Origin of the sequence: Devosia sp. CN2-171 (assembly GCF_049354815.1) — a bacterium.
In the GTDB taxonomy this organism is placed as follows: Bacteria; Pseudomonadota; Alphaproteobacteria; order Rhizobiales; family Devosiaceae; genus Devosia_A.
Genome location: NZ_CP186479.1, coordinates 2,335,044 through 2,351,790, shown reverse-complemented (window position 1 = coordinate 2,351,790; position 16,747 = coordinate 2,335,044). Strand labels below are relative to the sequence as shown.

Below are 16,747 nucleotides of genomic sequence, written 5' to 3'. Positions count from 1 at the left end.
ACGATCGGGCCGCGTCGGTCTTGCGGGAGTGGGAGAAGGGACTAATGCGGATATTTGCGGCAGCTCTGGCGCTATGGGCACTGCCCATGCTTGCCGAGGCTGATGAACTGAAGATCGGCCTCACCGCCTGGCCCTCGGCGCAGGTCACCGGTTACATCATCGGACAAGTCGCGGCGGAGCGGCTCGGTGTCGATCCGAGCTATGTCGAACGCGGCTCGATGGGGCTGCTGTCGGGCATTGCTCGCGGCGAGATCGACGTCTATCCCGAACTCTGGTCGCCAAATCTCGACGCCGCCGTGGCCCGATATGCCGATGCGATCACCGTCAGCCCCAGGACGGTCGCGGCCCATCAGGGCATCTGCGTCACCAAAGCCACCGCCGAGCAAACCGGTATCGCCGCCCTCGGCGATCTCGCCAGGCCCGAGATCGCCGGCCAGTTCGACAGCGATGGCGACAGCAAGGGTGAAATCTGGATCGGCGATCACTCCTGGTTTTCGACCAATGTCGAGCGGGTGCGCGCCAAGAGCCTTGGCTACGACAAGACGATGACCCTGCTCGAGGCGCCCGAAGAACTGGCAATGGCAGCGGTGGACGCAGCCGTCGCCACCGACAAGCCGCTCGTCTTTTACTGCTACGAGCCGCATCACCTGTTCCAGTTGCACGAGGTGGTCCTGCTCGACGAAGCGCCGCATGACCCGTCGCGCTGGCACATCGTTGCCCCCGCCGACGATCCTAACTGGCTGTCCGTGTCCGGTGCCGAGACCGGCTGGGCCGAGTCCTCGCTGTCCATTGGTTATGCGAGTGCCCTGGCGGAGCGGTTGCCGGCGGCGGCGAGCCTCCTGGCAGGCATCCAGTTCGAAGCGGCCGACCTTGCGGCGATGAGCTACGCGGTCGAGGTCGAGGGCAAGGCGCCGGCCGACGTGGCGAAGGCCTGGGTCGCGGCCAATGCCGACCGTATCGCGGGGTGGCTGAAATGACGGGGCCCCACGCAACGCTGTCGCGGCGGCGGCTGCTCGGTCTCGCCGCCGGTGGCATCGCCTTCGGTCTCGCTGGCGCCCACCCGGCCCGGGCGCAGGCGATCTACTCGCAGATCTACGACGCGAAAAAGAAGGTCTGGGTCGATTACGATCCCTCGCGCGCCAAGCAGTACTACAAGGCCTACGGTTCGGTGCCGGAGGAATTCCGGCGCCAGATCGTCAAATTCCGGACGGCTGAGAAGCCCGGCACCATCATCATCGATGGCGACCGGCACTTCCTCTATCTCGTCCTGCCGGATTTCCAGGCCGTCCGTTATGGCATCGGGGTCGGGCGCGACGGGTTCGGCTGGGCCGGCATCGTCCGCGTCGGTCGCAAGGTCGAGTGGCCGGTATGGACCCCGCCTCCGGAAATGATCGCCCGCGATCCGCGCTCGGCTCAGTGGGCCAACGGCATGCCCGGCGGTCCCGACAATCCGCTCGGCGCCCGCGCCATGTACCTGTTCGAGGGCAACAAGGACACGATCTACCGCATCCACGGCACGATCGAGCCTTGGTCGATCGGCCTCAACATTTCGTCCGGCTGCATCCGGCTGAACAATGACGACGTCACCGACCTCTACGCACGCGTTGCGCTTGATGCCAAGGTCGTTGTCCTGATGTCCGGCGCCGCCCTCTATCGCGGGGTGTGACGTGTTATCCTGGAGACCGAGATGAATAGCCTCATGAAGGTTGCAGGAGTGGTGTCGGTTTTCGGGCTGGCGGCCTGTGCCTCGACGACCCCGACGATCAGCCCGGCAACGATCCGCGGCAGCGCCCAGACCGCCCCGGCCGATTTGCAGCTGCTCTGCGCCAGCGAAGCCCAGACCCGCTTCGACGCGCCGGCCAACAGCGTCCTGCCGACCAGTTCCCGCCCCGGTCCCACGGCCGGGACCTACGCCGTCGACCTGAAGCTGCCCGTCGGGCAGGCCACCTGCGTGATCGACGACAACGGCGCCATCTCGTCGCTGGCGCAACTCTAGATCACCCGATGCCCCGCAGGCGCAGGCGAGGTCTACGCCGGCAAGGGTAGCGGCGGGCGCCAAATCTACCTATATGGACCTCATGCCCACGACATCGCCGAACGCGCCGCTAAAGCCCTTCTCTGCCATCGTCTTTGATATGGACGGAACGCTTCTCGACACCGAGATGGTGTTCAAGGAGATCGTGTGGGACGTGAGCACCGAACTCGGCTTCACCATGACCGACAGCCTCCACCACTCGATCGTTGGCTCGAGCCACGAGACGACCAATCGTCTCCTCATCGAGGCCTATGGCGTCAGCTTCCCCTACACGATCTTCGACGACAAGTGCCGCACGCTGATGAGGGCGCGCATGGCGGTCTCGGTGCCGGTGAAGGCCGGGGTGCACGAGATACTGAAGGAGCTCAAGGCCGCCCGCATCCCGACCGCGGTCGCGACGTCATCGCGTTCGGCGCATGCACTCGGCCATCTTGGTCATGCCGGGCTACTCGACAGCTTCGCCGCCGTGGTGACCCGCGACGACGTCACCAACCCCAAGCCGCATCCCGAGCCCTATCTCAGGGCAACGCAGCTGCTCGGCGTCGATCCGGCGCATGCCATCGCGGTCGAGGATTCCCATTCGGGCGTCCGCGCGGCGCATGCAGCCGGGCTGCAGACTATCATGGTTCCCGACATCGTCGCCCCGTCCGACGAGATCAGCGCGCTCTGCGTTGCGGTGATGGATAGTCTCCACGTCCTCCGCGACCACGCGTTCCCGCGCGGCTAACCCGGGCGACTCAAGCAAACCCAGGGCAATTTGAACGGCGGTCCGGAAACCGGGCCGCCAAACTGTTGTGTTCCTGCAACGATTCGGATCGATTAACTTTTATCGATTGCCGAAAGCCACCCTTACCTATCGCGCAAACTCTTGAAAATCAGGGCTTTCACCCCTGATGGCGACGCATTAACCTCAATTTAAGAACCTAACGTTCATGGTTAAGTAACTGTAAATTCTGGGTTCCATCACCGCCCTCGCTCGGCTAGCTTGCGAGCAAGGGTAATAGACCACTGGGCTGCCTCGGGGGCGGCATCGGGGAAGGTAGGCGGGTTGAGGGCAGGGGCGTTTGCGAAGACGATGCGCGTGTGCATGCACGCGGCGGCGATTGCCGCAGCAGCCTTTGTGCTGCACGTCACCGTAGCGCCCGTAACTGCTGAAGAACTCACCATCGAGTCCGTGTTTCCTGCCGCTTTCACGCAGGCCGTCTCACTCAAGCGCCAGGAATATACCGCCGCGGTCCAGCCCAAGCTGACCAGCGCGTTCCTCCAGGCCTATGTCGATCGTCAGCAGGAATTGAAGAGCTTCTCGGGCTTCGACGTCCCGGCCATGGCACCCGAACTCACCGAGGAAGTGCTGCTAGGCTACATCGCCCGCAAGCAGAATCGCGCCCTCGACGCCATCGAGGCCGCCGATTTCTCCGATGGCCCTTCGCTCACCGCCGCGGTGCTCACCGACTACGCTCACGACGGGTTCGTCCCGACCACTAAGCGCGTGAAGCTCGCCGAGGGCGAACGCCTCTGCCTCGCCCAGGCGATCTACCATGAAGCTCGCGGCGAAAGCCGTGCGGGCCAACTGGCGGTCGCCAACGTCATCATCAACCGTGCGATGAGCAAGAAATATCCCTCGACCATCTGTGGCGTCGTCTTCCAGAACGCCGACAAGGGCCGCTTCAAGTGCCAGTTCACGTTCGCCTGCGATGGCCGCTCTGATTTGGGCCGCGAACGCACGGCGTGGAACCGCTCGCTCAACCTCGCCGACGAAGCCTTCTACGAGTTCCAGCGCGGCCAGCGCCCGGGCGTGGTGCCGAACTCGGTGCTGTTCTACCACACGACGGCTGTGGCGCCGAAATGGTCCCACACCTTCAACCGTGTAGCCGCCATCGGCTCGCACGTGTTCTACGCAACGAACTGAACCCTAGCGATCACCGCATGAATGGGCCCTGACCGGGGCCTTTTTCGTTCTGGGGGCCGCTCACCCTCACCACATGCTCCGCCCATCGATCACCCCGACCGGTAGCGACTTCATCAGCTCGTAGTCGTCGAGGATCTTCACGTTGATCGCGAACTTCTTGTCCTTCGGCATCTCGAAGGTGGTGAGCGATTCCATGGTCCAGTTCGGCGCGATGCCATGGGTAGTGCAGCCGCAATTGGTGCAGAAGAAGTGCTCGTTGATGGTGTTCGGGGCATAGTGGCCGAGGTGGTCCGCCCTAACGATCTTCACCGCCTCCGGGGCGTAATAGGCCCAGAGCCCGCCCGACTTGGTGCACCAGCTGCAGGTGCACTGCGTCGCTTCGGTCGGCGGCGTCGGCAGTTCGATCACCGTGCCGCCGCAATAGCAGGAAGCAAGGGTAGTGGTGGTCATCTGGGGCATCTCCGTTTTCGATGCCCCGACCTTCGCTCACCCCTCCTGACAGGCCATGTCAGCAGCGGCTATTATTTGTAATCCTCGCGCACCGGGGCGAAGGCGTCGATCACCACGCAATCGCTGAGCGCGCGGCCCGAATGCTTCGCATTGGAGGGGATCACCAGCACGGTGGACGGGGTGCAGACGATGCGCTTGCCGTCGATCACGATCTCGATCTCCCCGGCAAACACATGCACCACCTGCTCATGCTCGTGGCTATGCTCGGGCAGCACCGCGCCGGCGTCGATACGCCAGCGTGCAAACGTCATCCGCCCGGAATGGATGAAGCGGCCGTGAAACCCCGGAAACACCTCGCGTTCCGGCCGGTCGGCCCAATCGAATAGCGCGCTCATCCAATCCTCCCTCGGCAACCGCGCGAGGATGGCGATGGCGGCTCGACCGGTCAACACCAGGGATGCTTGCCGCCATCCCAGCGATGCGCCAGCCCCTCGGCAACAAGGCTATCGCCCAGCGAAGCCCCGTCGCGATAGACAACGCGGAGCTTCCGGCCATAGCGATCCTCGTCGCGGTCCGCCGCACCGAGAATGAACGGCCCGGCATTCAGCAGGTCGGCCAGCCGGCGCGTGGCCCGGTCGCCGAGTGCTTTCTCGGCAGCGCACTGCGCTTGGGAAATCTCCGGCGTGTCGATATCGGCGATGCGGTACTTCTGCCCGTCGAGCCAGAACGTGTCGCCATCGACCACGCAGGTGACCCGCGCCCCGCTCCCGCAGATGGCAAAGCTGGCGCTGACCGCTGAAGCGGATGCCAGGACCGGCAGGCCCGGCACACGTACCGGCAGCGCTCCAAACAGCAGGCTGGCGACCCCCGCAGTGACGAGGAATGCGAGGAGCATTAGCCAGAATGTCGCCCAGCGGTCATTGCTGCGCCGTCGCGCTGCGGCGCGCTGCACGCCCGGCGTGACCGGCCGCACGCGGCGGAAGTTCGAGATCCCGGCCATCACCGTCCCCAAATCAGCGACGGCCAATCCCTTCCACGCCCGCGATCCCCTGGCGGCATGGAATCCCCGTACGGGGAAATCCGGAGTTCAAGTCACGTGAAAGGGCCGGTGACTGCTCACCGGCCCCAAGGCTTGAACGATCGCGCCGATCAGGACGGCATCTGCGGCGCGGCCGGCAACTGCTGCTTGAGGAAGCCCGGCACCACAAGCTTCATGATCTCGATATTGGTGGGGTTGAAGAATACGCCGATATGGCTCGTCCCCGGCAGCACCAGCAATTGCGTCTTGGGCAGCCCGTTCATGTCGCCGTTGACGATGCCGCCAGCGGCCACGTGGTGTTTGGCGATATAGTCCATCGGCACGACATCGGCATCGCCGTAGATATAGAGCGAGGGCACGTCGATCTTGGCAAACTCGGCCGACCAGTCGAACGGCGTCTTGTCGAGTTCCTTCAGCTTCTCGACCAGCACCGGGAAATTCTCCGGGTGCGGGTTCAACCGCTTGAACTCGGCCGAGAACGGCGTGTTCTCGAACATCTCGGGGGTGATCGAGTCGATCATCTTCATGAAGTCGGCACCCATCACCTCCTCATTGTAGATATAGCCGGCCGAGGCGGCGACAATGCGCGTCACCTTCTCGGGATGCCGGATGGCGAGGCGGATGGCGGCGGCGCCACCCATCGAGTAGCCGAACACCGCGGCTTTCTCGATCTTCAGCGCATCGAGCAGTGCGGCGATATCGTCGGCCATCCCGTCATAGGTGATCGGCGTGTCGCGGTCGGTGGTGCGGCCGTGGCTCTGCAACTCGACGGCGATCACCTGGTGCTCCTGCGCCAGCGTCGGGATCAGGCCGGCCCAGTTGACCTCGTTGGCCATATAGGCGCCGTGCAGCAGCACCAGCGGCTCACCTTCGCCGTGGATCTCGTAGAACATCTCGAGCCCGTTGATCGGCAGCGTGCCCGATGTGTCCTCGGCCATTGCGGCCGGACTGATGAATGCGGTGATGGCAAAGACGGCGGCAAGGATGGCGGTTTTCATCGTTCTTCTCCCGTGTGTCGTCGGCGCTCCCATGCGCCTCCTGTCCTGACGACGAAGGAGAAACGCTCGGATCGACAATCGAGTTGAAGAAAAGTTGCTGAGCGTCAGTGGTGCGGCCTCTTCACCTCTCCCTTGGGGGAGAGGTCGGGCCAAAAGTCCTGGTGAGGGGGCCTTTCCCGTGTTGGGTGTTGCTGCAGGGCCCCCTCACCAGGAGAGGGGGCGATGGGCCGGCATTCAGCCCTCGGCCTCGAGCGCCGCGATCAGCTCTGTTTCGCTCTCGTAGTTGCCCAGCTCCGCCAGTGCCGTCTCCAGCATGGCGACGCGGCGCTTGATGATGCGATGCTGCTCGGTCTTGGCTGCAACCTGCGCATCGAGCCGCTCGGCAAACAGGTTCCGGTCGGCATCGGTGCGGCGGATGCGCGCCCGCAGCGCCTGCAGCGCCCCGATCTCGGCATCGGTGCGGCCAAGCGTCTGGCGCGAGTCGCCAAGGCCTGTTGTCACCGCCGCCGACATCTGGGCGATGAAGTTGACGCTCTCGAGTTTCAACCCCGTCGACACGGCCGTTTCGACCGCGGCGTCGAACATGTCGGCGAGGATCTGCGCCACCTCGCGGCGATAACTCGTCACCGCCTCGTCGTCGACAATCCCGGTTTCGTCGAACAGCCGCCGCGCATCGGGATCGGAGAGTAGCCCGAAAGCCCGCACGACGAGGATGAACACCGCCGGATCGCCACCGCGATCCGGATGGGCGGTCTGCACCTTCTTGCGATAGGCGAGCTTGATGTCGGCTGCGCGTGCAGCGCGCCCAACACCGAGGACATCATATGGATCGAACACAGTCATCGCCCGGCTCATAGCAGTTCGGCTGCCGCGCTTGAAGTGCAACGGAGCCACGCGCGCTGCTCAGCGCGGCAGCTGATAGCGAACCGTAAAGGAGGCCCCATCACCAGCAGGCGGCTGAAACACCACGGCGTCGCGGGCGTCCATCAGCGAGCGCAGCGCCGCGCAACACACGGGCATTCGATGCGAGGCGCCAGGATATCCGCCAACCGCTCGATGCAACTCGCCCGCGTTGATCTCGATGTGAGCGCGTCCCTGTTCCTGCGCCCGGGTGATCGCGGCCTCAATGGCAGCGGCGAAGGTCTCCCGATCCGGCACCGTCGGCGCGTCGGCATCCTTGTCTGCTCGATCGGTTCCGGGCCGCTCCAGCACCTCGCTGAAGGCAGCTGCAATGATGCCAGTCGGCACTGCCACAAGCCCGATGCCGATCAGCGCGGTGATGCTGGCAAACACCTTGCCGGCCACCGTGATCGGGTACACGTCGCCATAGCCGACGGTGAGCGTCGAGATGGACCACCACATCGCCCTGAGGATGCTGCCGAACTTCTCCGGTTGGTCGGAGCCCTCGATCGCATAGAGGCACGCCGACGAGACCAGCATCAGGAACAGTCCGGCGCCGAGGCTGACGCCCAGCTCGTACCGCCGCGTTCGAATCGCCTTCCAGATCGCGGCGGCAGCTCCGGAATAGCGCCCGATCTTGGTGAGGCGGAGGATGCGCAGCAGGCGCAGCACCCTCAGCACGTAGGCCTCGCTGCCGATCGCACCAAAGAACAGCGGTGACAGCGCCAACAGGTCGATCAGCGCCGCAGGCGTCAGCGCGAAGCGCAGCATGCCCCTGAGACCACCGCCATAGCGCGGGTTCTCCGCGCTGGACCAGACGCGCAGCACATACTCGACGAGGAAGATGACGCCGAATGCCGTTTCGATGAGCCTGAACGGCTCGACAAACGGCCCTGAAATCGTCGGCTCGCTATCGATCACGGCGAACAGGATGGAGGCGACGATCAGAACGATCAGCACCACATTGGTGCGCGACAGCCGCCCCTCGCCCGACAGTCCGCCCGAGAGAGCCCGGTAGACACGCGCCCGCAGGGGGGCAACGTCCGTTGCAGCGCCCGATGTCCCCTCGCTCATCGAATCCCTCTACAGCCGCTTCACCGATGCGCCCAGTCAGAGCCAGTTCGGCTCCCGGCACCGAGGATAACGATCTGCTGCTATTCGGCCGCCTTGCGCAACAGCAGATGCGTGCGCTGCCGGCGACTTTGTCAACCGATCGGCGGTCGTCAGGCTACGCCCGGGCCACCTGCAGCGGCTCGTCGGCTGTGCGCTGTTGCTCGATGAGGCCGGTGAGGTCGCCGAACCGGTCGATCCGCGCCGGCGGGCCGAACAGGTAGCCCTGGGCGGTCCGGCAGCCCTCTGAGCGCAAGAAGGTCAGCTCCTCGCGCCGCTCGACGCCTTCCGCCACCACGGACACCCCGAGATAGCGCCCGAGTTCGAGCATCGCGTGGAGGATCGCCGCCGATTGAGGGTTGCGGTCGAAACTCCGAACAAAGGACTGGTCGAGCTTGATCCGCGAGAACGGAAAGGCACTCAGGTTGGCGAGCGAGGAGTGCCCGGTCCCGAAATCGTCGATGGCAATGCGGACACCCAGCGCCCGGACCTGCCTGAGCGTCGTCACCGCCCGGACCAGGTCCCGCACCAGCGCGGTTTCGGTCACCTCGACCTCGAGCCGCAGCGGCGATAGGCCGGTTCGCACCAGGATCTCGTGGATCGGCCGGGAGAATGAGGTGTTGTGAATCTGTGCCGCCGACACGTTGACGGCAAGGCTCAGCGAGGCCGGCCAGCGCGCCGCTTCGGCACAGGCCGTCTGCAGCACCCACTCGCCAATCTGCGCGATGAGGCCGTTCTCCTCGGCGATCGGAATGAAGGTACTCGGCGGAATCTCGCCGCGCTGCGGGTGGGCCCAGCGCACCAGGGCCTCGAAGCCCGTCACTGCTCCCGAAATCAGATCGACCTGCGGCTGGTAGACGAGACTTAGCTGGCCGGCGCTCACCGCATTGGCGAGGTCGCTGGCAACGAGGCGCCGGTCGCGCAACTCGCTGTCCATCGACGCCTCGAACAGGCGGTAGGCGCCGCGGCCGTCCTGTTTGGCCCGGTACAGCGCCATGTCCGCCGCCGACATGAGCTGTTCGGCATTCCCTGCATTGTCGGGGAAGGACGCGATGCCGATCGAAGCGGAAATGGCCAGGTCGCCGGAGGCCTCGGCGGCGTCGGCCTCGAACGCATGGAGCAGGCGTTCGGCGAGGCGATTGGCAGCCGCGATGCTGCTGCTGGCATTGAGCACGATCGCGAATTCGTCGCCGCTGAGGCGCGCGGGATAACCGATCTCCGCCAGTTCCCGCCGCAGGATCGCCCCGACCCGGCGCAGCAGCGCGTCCCCGGCGGCGTGGCCGTAGAGGTCGTTGACCTGCTTGAACTTGTCGAGATCGATGCAGAGCACCGTGCAGCTCTGCCCCTCGCTTCGGGCCCGGTCGATCGTCTCGTTGAGCCGGTCGCCAAAGCTCACCCGGTTCGGGAGGCCGGTGAGCGCGTCGTGGTGGGCGAGAAAGCGGATGTGCTCTTCCGCCTGCTTGCGCACCGAGACGTCGCGGATCGCGATCGCCAGCTGCCGCACACCCTGGAACTCGATCTCGTGCGCGACGGCTTCCACCGGGATCGGGCCATCCGTGCCCGTGAGCTGTCCCTCGATCGTAGCGTTGGGCGTCTGTGCCAGTGCGGCGCACGCCTCGGCATCGAGATAGTCGAGTAGCGGCCGGCCGCTGATCTCCACCGCCGATCCGACCAGCTTGTTGAAGCTGCGATTGGTGGCGCTGATAGTTCCCTGCCGGACGATCACCAGCCCTTCGACCGCCGCATCGGCCAATTCGCGCATGCGTGCGCTTTCTGAACTTTGCCGCCGATCCCGGAGATCGAGCGCCGTTCCGCCCAAGGCCAGCCCGAGAATAAGCGTCGAAGCCAGGGCGAGGACCATCCACAGCCACCCCGGCGTGCCTTCCGGCGAGGTGACGATCGTGTAGCAATCGGCAAACCCCGCCGCGCCCATGGCGGTGAAGTGCATGGCGCAGATCGCCAGCGTCAGGAGAATTGGGGCGAGGACCCGGGAGACGAGCGTCGAGGATCGCGTCGCCCGCAGCGCGCCGGCGCTCAACGCCATCCCGGTAAGGATGGAGAGGGCAACGAGGTTGCCGTCCCAAGCGATCGAGCCGCCCACGATCAAGGCGGCCATGCCGGTATAGTGCATCGCCGAAATGCCGACCCCGACGACCGCTCCGGCGACGATCGAGTCGGCATTGGACGAGCTGATCGCCGCAAACCAGAAGCCGCCGCCGACAATGGCGATCGCCAGCGACAGCGAGGCCAGCGTCAGCGGCAGGTCGTAACCCACATTTATCCCGGATTGGAACGCCAGCATCGCAACGAAATGCGTCGCCCAGATGCCAAAGCCCACCGACACCGCCGCGACAGCCAGCCAGAGCATCTGCATCCAGCCCGTCGACCGGCGCGCATGGTGCAATAGCGATATTCCGGCAAACGCCGACAGCGCGCAGATCAGCGCCGCAACCGCGACCAGCACGAGGTCATGATTATTCAACAATGTGTAGATGACGGCAGACAACTGGACGGCACCGGCAGATTTCAATCAGCCGATGTTTTGCATTGCCGGTGAACATAGAATTACCAACGCGTCGCCCGACGTCTTCGTGGCGCGAGTTGGGTAAATCAGTGCCCAGCAGCCCGGCAGGTATAAACACCTACCTGTGGAGGTCGGGAAAGCGCGAAAGGTGGCCGTGTTCGTCCGGCAGCTACGCAAGGCCCCGTACCGGCCGCCTACTGCGCCTCGCTGCTAACCGGTCCGGGCCTCTTCGGCGGCAGGCCCTGGATGCGCTTGTCGATGGCGGCCATGGCGCCTTCGGCGAATTCCTTGGACCGGTACGGTCCCCATTCCACCTGCTGACCGTCCACGTAGGCGTAGAAATACCATTTGTCGCCCCGTTGTTCGGGACCGAAGACTTGTTGTGACATACCCCCGCCTCTCAAGCGCAGCCCGCCCTAATAGATTCGCTGCCTGGCGGCACTTCACTTCTCTGCTCAGTGCAAGGGCTGAACGGGCCGCGATCGATCCGGTTCCGGCCCACGTGCGGGCAATCCACAGGAACCTCGTCGCGTCCCGAAAGTTGGTGCCTTGCCAACGAAAGGAACGATCATGATCACCGACAGGTTCGTGGCTGCCGCCGGCACGCCATCGGTCGCGCTCAACGACCGCGACTTCATCCCCCAGATCGGCTTCGGCGTCTGGCAGATCGCCAATGACGAGGTCGGCGACGCCATCGCCACTGCCCTCGATGCTGGCTACCGAATGATCGACACGGCGCAGGGCTACGACAACGAGGCAGGCGTCGGCCTCGCCCTGCGCAATGCCGAACTCCCCCGCTCCGAGCTCTTCGTAACCAGTAAGCTCCGCACCCGGGCCATGGGCCGGGAGGGCGCCCTCGCCGGCGTGCGTGCCTCGCTCGAGACGCTCGGCCTCGACTATCTCGACCTCATGCTCATCCACTGGCCCACACTCGATCCCGAGCGCTACGTCGGGGCGTGGCAGGGCCTCGTCGAGGCGCGCGAGGAGGGCCTGGTCCGCAATATCGGCGTCTCCAACTGCCTCCCGCATCATATCGAGCGAATGATCGACGAGACCGGGGTGGTGCCCGTGGTCGACCAGATCGAAACCCACCCCTATTTCCAGCAGCCCGAGATGGTCGAATATCTCCGCAACCGCGGCATCCGCCACGAAGCCTATTCCCCGCTCGGCAGCGGCACCGTGCTCGGCGACGAGGTGATCGCCTCGATCGCCGGGGCGCGGGAACGCAGTCCCGCCCAGATCATCCTGCGCTGGCACCTGCAGCGCGGCTCGATCGTCATCCCGAAATCGGTGACCCCCGACCGCATCCGCGAGAACTTCGAGGTTTTCAACTTTACCCTCAGCGAAGCGGAAATGGCCCGCATCGCAGGCCTCGACGATCCGGAGCATGGCCGCACCGGCAGCGACCCCGACCGCTTCAACGATCTTTACTAGCGCGGTGCCAGCAAAGGGCGGAACGGAACGTGTGCAAGAGGGTTCTGTGACTCAGCGTCTTCACTGAACCAGACAAGAAAACCGGAGCACATCATGGCAACCGAAAAGACTCTCGACGACCTGTTCCTCGATACCCTCAAGGACATCTACTACGCCGAAAAACAGATCGTGAAGACCCTGCCCAAGATGGCCAAAGCCGCGACATCGCCGCAGCTGAAGGCCGGCTTCGAACAGCACCTCGACGAAACGGAAGGGCATATCGAGCGACTCGAGCAAGTGTTCGAGTTGATCGGCAAGCCGGCTCGCGGCAAGACCTGCGACGCGATCCTCGGCATCATCGAGGAAGGCAAGTCCATCATGGAGGAGTTCAAGGGCACCGTCGCGCTCGACGCCGGCCTCATCTCTGCAGCCCAGGCGGTGGAGCACTACGAGATTGCCCGCTACGGCACCCTCAAGACCTGGGCCCAGCAGCTCGGGATGAAAGACGCGGCGGCCCTTCTCGACGCCACCCTCAAGGAAGAGGAAGCAACCGACAAGAAGCTCAGCCAGGTCGCTGTCTCCCAGGTAAACCTCAAGGCCGCATGACGCCGGCATGGGAAGGCCGCATCGGCCTTCCCATTTCCCCTTGTGCTCAACCGGCAATCGCGCCCCTGCTGGTTGCGCAACGTCCCAGCGATGCTAGTCTCGCCCCAACAGGGCCGATCGGTTTGGGGCGGCGGGGGGAAGCATGCAAAATAGCGAGGCGCGGCTCGGAGCCCTGCCGGTGACGTTCACGCTCAATGGCGAGAGCGTGACCCTCGTGCTCGAACCATGGGTCACGCTGCTCGACGCATTGCGCGAGCATCTCGATCTCACAGGCACCAAGAAGGGCTGCGACCAGGGCCAGTGCGGTGCCTGCACCGTCCTGGTCAACGGTCGCCGTATCAACTCCTGCCTCACCCTCGCGGTGATGCATGAGGGCGATGCGGTCACCACCATCGAGGGCATCGGCACGCCCGAGGCGCTGCATCCGCTGCAGCAGGCCTTCGTCGAACACGATGGCCTCCAGTGCGGCTACTGCACGCCGGGCCAGATCATGTCGAGCCTCGCCATGCTCAAGGAGATCGAGGCTGGCATCCCCAGCCACGTGACGGCCGACCTCGAAGCCGCCCCGTCGGCCACCGACGTCGAGTTCCGTGAGCGCCTAAGCGGCAATATCTGTCGCTGCGCCGCCCATCCCAACATCATCGCCGCCGTCCGCCAGTTCGCGGGTGAGAGATGAAAGCCTTCAGCTACGAGCGGGCAACGAGCCCCGCCGAGGCCGCCCACGCCGTCGCCACCACTGAAGGCGCGCGCTACATCGCCGGCGGCACCAATCTCCTCGACCTGATGAAGCTCGGCATCGAGACCCCGGCACACCTCGTCGACATCAACCACATCGGGCTGGACCGGATCGAGCCGACCGCCGAGGGCGGCCTTCGCATCGGCGCGCTGGTGCGCAACACCGACCTCGCCGCCGACGAAACGGTTCGCCGCGACTATGCCGTGCTGTCGCGCGCGCTGCTCGCCGGGGCCTCGGGCCAGTTGCGCAACAAGGCGACGACCGCCGGAAACCTCCTGCAGCGCACCCGCTGTGCCTATTTCTACAACACCGACATGCCCTGCAATAAGCGTCGCCCCGGCTCTGGCTGCTCTGCCCTCGGCGGTCTCAGCCACAACCATGCGATCCTCGGCACCAGCGAGAGCTGCATCGCCACCCATCCCTCCGACATGTGTGTGGCCCTGCGCGCCCTCGATGCCACCGTCGAGACGGTCTCATCAGACGGCACCACCCGCACCATCCCCATCGCCGACTTCCATCGCCTCCCCGGCGACACCCCGCACCTCGAAACCGTGCTGGCCCCCGGCGAACTTGTGACCGCTGTCACGCTGCCGCCCCCCAAGGGCGGCGTGCAGCTCTATCGCAAGGTCCGCGAACGGGCCTCCTACGCCTTCGCCAATGTCTCCGTGGCCCTGATCTTCAGGGATGGTGGTGTGCGGGCGCTCGCTTTCGGTGCCGTCGCGGCCAAGCCCTGGCGCGTCGAAGCAGCCGAGGGTGGACACGATGCCGGCTGGATCTCCGAGATCGCCCTGGCTGGCGTCCATACGACCGAGGACAACGCCTACAAACCCGAACTCGCCCGGCGCACGCTCTCCGCCGTCATCGCCGAGGCCCGCGAGGTGGCACGATGATCGGCTCCGGCATCAGCCGCACTGATGGTCCGCTCAAGGTCACCGGCCGCGCCCGCTACTCCGCCGAGCGGCAGGAGCTTGGCCCAACGCTCCACGCCTATGTCCTCGGCGCCGGCATCGGCCTCGGCCGCATCGAGCGGCTCGATACAGCGAAGGCAGAGGCCGCGCCCGGCGTCCGCCTCGTCCTCACCCACCGCAATGCCCCCGCCCAGGCGCCGGCGCTCGAGCACGCCGACATGTTCGATGCCCAGCCGCAGCTCTGGAGCGATCGTATCGACCGCTACGGCATGCCCATCGCGCTGGTCGTCGCCGACAGCTTCGAGGAGGCTCGCGCTGCCGCAGCAATCATCGAGGTCGACTACGTCGCCGATCCCGATGCGGCATACGAGATGGGCACGGAGCAGCCGGCCGAGCCCTGGCACGAGGCGTCGCGCCACGGTGACCTCGACGCCGGCCTGCGCCAGAGCGCCGCCACCATCGATGTCACCTATTCGACGCCCTATCACTTCGGCCATCCGATGGAGCTCAACGCCGCCATCGCCGACTGGCGTGAGGGGCACCTGACGCTCTTCCTCACCGCCCAGATGATCGCCCCCTTGCGCGATGCGCTGGCGGAGACTCTTCTGTTGCATCCTGATGCGATCACCATCGACAGCGCCTTCATCGGCGGCGGCTTCGGCTCGAAGATCGCGCTCCATGCCGAGGCGGTGCTGACTTCGCTAGCGGCGATGCAACTGGGCCGGCCGGTCAAGCTGATCCTGACCCGGCGCCAGCTCTTCACCCTCATCGGCCACCGCGCCGCCACCGTCAGCCGCATCCGGCTCGGCGCTACGGCCGATGGCAAGCTGCACGCCATCGGGCACGACGCCCGCGTCCAGACCTCGCCCTGGGGCAACTGGAGCGAGGGCGTCGCGACGGTCGCCCGCCCGCTCTATCCGGCCCCGCACCGGCTGACCCGCACCGCCCATCGCGAACTCGATCTCGGCGCCGCCGAACCGGTACGCGGCCCGGGCGAACTGTCCGGCCTCATGGTTCTTGAGTCCGCCATCGACGAGCTGGCGCACAAGCTCGACATCGATCCGGTCGAATTCCGATTGAGGAACGACACCAATCTCGATCCCGAAAAGAAGGTTCCGTTGAGTAGCCGCCGCCTTGGCGAATGCCTCACAGAAGGCGCCGAGCGCTTCGGCTGGGACCAGCGTCCGAAACAGCCGGCCAGTCGGCGCGACGGGCGCTGGCTTATCGGCTATGGCGTCGCCTCCTCGATGCGCGGCCACTTCCAGACGAAGACCGATGTCATCGTGCGCCTCGAGCCCGATGGCACCGTCATCGTTCGTTCCGACATGACCGACCTCGGCACCGGCACCTACACCATCGCCGCGCAGGTTGCCGCCACCGCACTCGGCGTGGGCGTCGAGCAGGTGAAGGTCGAGCTGGCGCGGACCAATTTCCCGCGCTCCGAAGGCTCGGGCGGCTCATGGGGCTCGGGCAATACCTCGGTCGCGGTCGATCGCGCCTGCCAGATTCTGCGCGGCAAGATCACCGAGGTCGCAGGCACCGGTTTCAACGACCTCTTTGCCGAAGTCCGCCGCCACTTCCCCGACGGGCTCGAGGCGACGGGGCATACGCGCGGGCAGAAGCAGGAGCCGGACTACACCGATTATTCGATCTTCACCTACGGCGCCTCCTTCGCCGAAGTGGCCGTCGATATCGACACCGCCGAGGTGCGGCTCCGGCGCATGCTCGGCGTCTTCTCTGCCGGTCGCATCCTCAACCCCAAGACGGCACGTTCACAACTGATCGGCGGCATGATCTGGGGCGTCAGCGCCGCGCTGCACGAAGGCGCTTACGCCGATCCGCGCCATGGCCACTGGGTCAACGGCGACCTCGCCGAGTACCTGATGCCAACTCATGCCGATCTTCCCGATATCGAGGCGGTAATGCTCGACGATTTCGACGAGCGCGCCAACCATCTCGGCGTGAAGGGCATCGGCGAACTCGGCGCCGGCGGCACCGGCGGCTCCGTCGCCAACGCCGTCTTCAACGCCACCGGCGTCCGCGTCCGCGACTTCCCCATCCGCATCGACCGGCTGTTGTCGGGGTTGCCGAAAGACTAGCAGCGAAGCACCACTTGATC

At 65.5% G+C, this 16,747-nt stretch carries 18 protein-coding genes; 10 read left to right on the top strand and 8 right to left on the bottom strand.

The features are described 5' to 3' along the window. Positions 1–44: 44 nt before the first annotated feature. The 5 genes from ACOYW5_RS11625 (at position 45) to ACOYW5_RS11605 (ending at position 3,944) form a co-directional block, all read left to right on the top strand. Positions 45–977 carry a glycine betaine ABC transporter substrate-binding protein gene (locus ACOYW5_RS11625; RefSeq protein ID WP_423065053.1) on the top strand — a complete coding sequence of 311 codons (933 nt, stop codon included), beginning with the start codon at positions 45–47 and terminating at the stop codon, positions 975–977. Then, on the top strand, positions 974–1,666 hold the full coding sequence (locus tag ACOYW5_RS11620; RefSeq protein WP_423065052.1) for a L,D-transpeptidase: 693 nt from the start codon (positions 974–976) through the stop codon (positions 1,664–1,666). The genes ACOYW5_RS11625 and ACOYW5_RS11620 overlap by 4 nt, the downstream gene beginning before the upstream one ends. Positions 1,667–1,687: 21 nt before the next feature. Further along, positions 1,688–1,996, top strand: coding sequence for a hypothetical protein (locus tag ACOYW5_RS11615; protein ID WP_423065051.1), 309 nt, complete (start codon positions 1,688–1,690; stop codon positions 1,994–1,996). 82 nt (positions 1,997–2,078) lie between these two features. Further along, positions 2,079–2,762, top strand: coding sequence for an HAD family hydrolase (locus tag ACOYW5_RS11610; protein WP_423065050.1), 684 nt, complete (start codon positions 2,079–2,081; stop codon positions 2,760–2,762). A 348-nt stretch (positions 2,763–3,110) separates the two neighbouring features. Further along, complete coding sequence (locus ACOYW5_RS11605; protein ID WP_423065049.1) at positions 3,111–3,944, top strand: cell wall hydrolase; 834 nt, start codon at positions 3,111–3,113, stop codon at positions 3,942–3,944. 66 nt (positions 3,945–4,010) lie between these two features. On the opposite strand, the gene ACOYW5_RS11600 is transcribed toward ACOYW5_RS11605, so the two are convergent. The 8 genes from ACOYW5_RS11600 to ACOYW5_RS11565 form a co-directional block, all read right to left on the bottom strand. Beyond that, positions 4,011–4,394, bottom strand: coding sequence for a GFA family protein (locus ACOYW5_RS11600; RefSeq protein ID WP_423065048.1), 384 nt, complete (start codon positions 4,392–4,394; stop codon positions 4,011–4,013). Positions 4,395–4,465: 71 nt separating this feature from the next. Beyond that, positions 4,466–4,789: a cupin domain-containing protein gene (locus ACOYW5_RS11595; protein ID WP_423065047.1), complete on the bottom strand. Its 324-nt coding sequence runs from the start codon at positions 4,787–4,789 to the stop codon at positions 4,466–4,468. 50 nt (positions 4,790–4,839) lie between these two features. Next, positions 4,840–5,394 carry a thermonuclease family protein gene (locus ACOYW5_RS11590; protein WP_423065046.1) on the bottom strand — a complete coding sequence of 185 codons (555 nt, stop codon included), beginning with the start codon at positions 5,392–5,394 and terminating at the stop codon, positions 4,840–4,842. 149 nt (positions 5,395–5,543) lie between these two features. Next, positions 5,544–6,431 (bottom strand): alpha/beta fold hydrolase, encoded by an 888-nt coding sequence (locus ACOYW5_RS11585; RefSeq protein ID WP_423065045.1) that lies wholly within the window; start codon positions 6,429–6,431, stop codon positions 5,544–5,546. 234 nt (positions 6,432–6,665) lie between these two features. Continuing rightward, the gene (locus ACOYW5_RS11580) at positions 6,666–7,274 is read right to left on the bottom strand and encodes a DnaJ domain-containing protein (RefSeq protein WP_423065044.1); all 609 of its coding nucleotides are present in this window, start codon (positions 7,272–7,274) and stop codon (positions 6,666–6,668) included. A 60-nt stretch (positions 7,275–7,334) separates the two neighbouring features. Then, entirely contained in the window at positions 7,335–8,405 is a 1,071-nt protein-coding gene (locus tag ACOYW5_RS11575) for an ion transporter (RefSeq protein WP_423065043.1), read from the bottom strand. A gap of 154 nt (positions 8,406–8,559) precedes the next feature. After that, a complete protein-coding gene (locus ACOYW5_RS11570) occupies positions 8,560–10,971 on the bottom strand; it encodes a bifunctional diguanylate cyclase/phosphodiesterase (RefSeq protein WP_423065042.1) in 2,412 nt (803 codons plus the stop codon). Positions 10,972–11,159: 188 nt separating this feature from the next. Further along, entirely contained in the window at positions 11,160–11,354 is a 195-nt protein-coding gene (locus ACOYW5_RS11565) for a hypothetical protein (RefSeq protein WP_423065041.1), read from the bottom strand. A 181-nt stretch (positions 11,355–11,535) separates the two neighbouring features. Here ACOYW5_RS11565 and ACOYW5_RS11560 point away from each other — a divergent pair, with 181 nt between their 5' ends. From ACOYW5_RS11560 to ACOYW5_RS11540, 5 genes are all read left to right on the top strand, one after another. Beyond that, positions 11,536–12,399 carry an aldo/keto reductase gene (locus tag ACOYW5_RS11560; RefSeq protein WP_423065040.1) on the top strand — a complete coding sequence of 288 codons (864 nt, stop codon included), beginning with the start codon at positions 11,536–11,538 and terminating at the stop codon, positions 12,397–12,399. A gap of 93 nt (positions 12,400–12,492) precedes the next feature. Beyond that, positions 12,493–12,984 (top strand): ferritin-like domain-containing protein, encoded by a 492-nt coding sequence (locus ACOYW5_RS11555; protein ID WP_423065039.1) that lies wholly within the window; start codon positions 12,493–12,495, stop codon positions 12,982–12,984. A gap of 142 nt (positions 12,985–13,126) precedes the next feature. Beyond that, complete coding sequence (locus ACOYW5_RS11550) at positions 13,127–13,660, top strand: 2Fe-2S iron-sulfur cluster-binding protein (protein ID WP_423065038.1); 534 nt, start codon at positions 13,127–13,129, stop codon at positions 13,658–13,660. Continuing rightward, entirely contained in the window at positions 13,657–14,610 is a 954-nt protein-coding gene (locus ACOYW5_RS11545) for an FAD binding domain-containing protein (RefSeq protein WP_423065037.1), read from the top strand. Before ACOYW5_RS11550 ends, ACOYW5_RS11545 begins: the two co-directional genes overlap by 4 nt. Next, positions 14,607–16,727, top strand: coding sequence for a molybdopterin cofactor-binding domain-containing protein (locus ACOYW5_RS11540; RefSeq protein WP_423065036.1), 2,121 nt, complete (start codon positions 14,607–14,609; stop codon positions 16,725–16,727). The genes ACOYW5_RS11545 and ACOYW5_RS11540 overlap by 4 nt, the downstream gene beginning before the upstream one ends. The last annotated feature ends 20 nt before the right edge of the window (positions 16,728–16,747 follow it).

Bases quoted from the DNA above. Each gene is read 5' to 3' on its own strand.
- ACOYW5_RS11625 (WP_423065053.1), top strand. From the start codon at position 45: ATGCGGATATTTGCGGCAGCTCTGGCGCTATGGGCACTGCCCATGCTT.
- ACOYW5_RS11620 (WP_423065052.1), top strand. From the start codon at position 974: ATGACGGGGCCCCACGCAACGCTGTCGCGGCGGCGGCTGCTCGGTCTC.
- ACOYW5_RS11615 (WP_423065051.1), top strand. From the start codon at position 1,688: ATGAATAGCCTCATGAAGGTTGCAGGAGTGGTGTCGGTTTTCGGGCTG.
- ACOYW5_RS11610 (WP_423065050.1), top strand. From the start codon at position 2,079: ATGCCCACGACATCGCCGAACGCGCCGCTAAAGCCCTTCTCTGCCATC.
- ACOYW5_RS11605 (WP_423065049.1), top strand. From the start codon at position 3,111: ATGCGCGTGTGCATGCACGCGGCGGCGATTGCCGCAGCAGCCTTTGTG.
- ACOYW5_RS11600 (WP_423065048.1), bottom strand. From the start codon at position 4,394: ATGACCACCACTACCCTTGCTTCCTGCTATTGCGGCGGCACGGTGATC.
- ACOYW5_RS11595 (WP_423065047.1), bottom strand. From the start codon at position 4,789: ATGAGCGCGCTATTCGATTGGGCCGACCGGCCGGAACGCGAGGTGTTT.
- ACOYW5_RS11590 (WP_423065046.1), bottom strand. From the start codon at position 5,394: ATGGCCGGGATCTCGAACTTCCGCCGCGTGCGGCCGGTCACGCCGGGC.
- ACOYW5_RS11585 (WP_423065045.1), bottom strand. From the start codon at position 6,431: ATGAAAACCGCCATCCTTGCCGCCGTCTTTGCCATCACCGCATTCATC.
- ACOYW5_RS11580 (WP_423065044.1), bottom strand. From the start codon at position 7,274: ATGACTGTGTTCGATCCATATGATGTCCTCGGTGTTGGGCGCGCTGCA.
- ACOYW5_RS11575 (WP_423065043.1), bottom strand. From the start codon at position 8,405: ATGAGCGAGGGGACATCGGGCGCTGCAACGGACGTTGCCCCCCTGCGG.
- ACOYW5_RS11565 (WP_423065041.1), bottom strand. From the start codon at position 11,354: ATGTCACAACAAGTCTTCGGTCCCGAACAACGGGGCGACAAATGGTAT.
- ACOYW5_RS11560 (WP_423065040.1), top strand. From the start codon at position 11,536: ATGATCACCGACAGGTTCGTGGCTGCCGCCGGCACGCCATCGGTCGCG.
- ACOYW5_RS11555 (WP_423065039.1), top strand. From the start codon at position 12,493: ATGGCAACCGAAAAGACTCTCGACGACCTGTTCCTCGATACCCTCAAG.
- ACOYW5_RS11550 (WP_423065038.1), top strand. From the start codon at position 13,127: ATGCAAAATAGCGAGGCGCGGCTCGGAGCCCTGCCGGTGACGTTCACG.
- ACOYW5_RS11545 (WP_423065037.1), top strand. From the start codon at position 13,657: ATGAAAGCCTTCAGCTACGAGCGGGCAACGAGCCCCGCCGAGGCCGCC.
- ACOYW5_RS11540 (WP_423065036.1), top strand. From the start codon at position 14,607: ATGATCGGCTCCGGCATCAGCCGCACTGATGGTCCGCTCAAGGTCACC.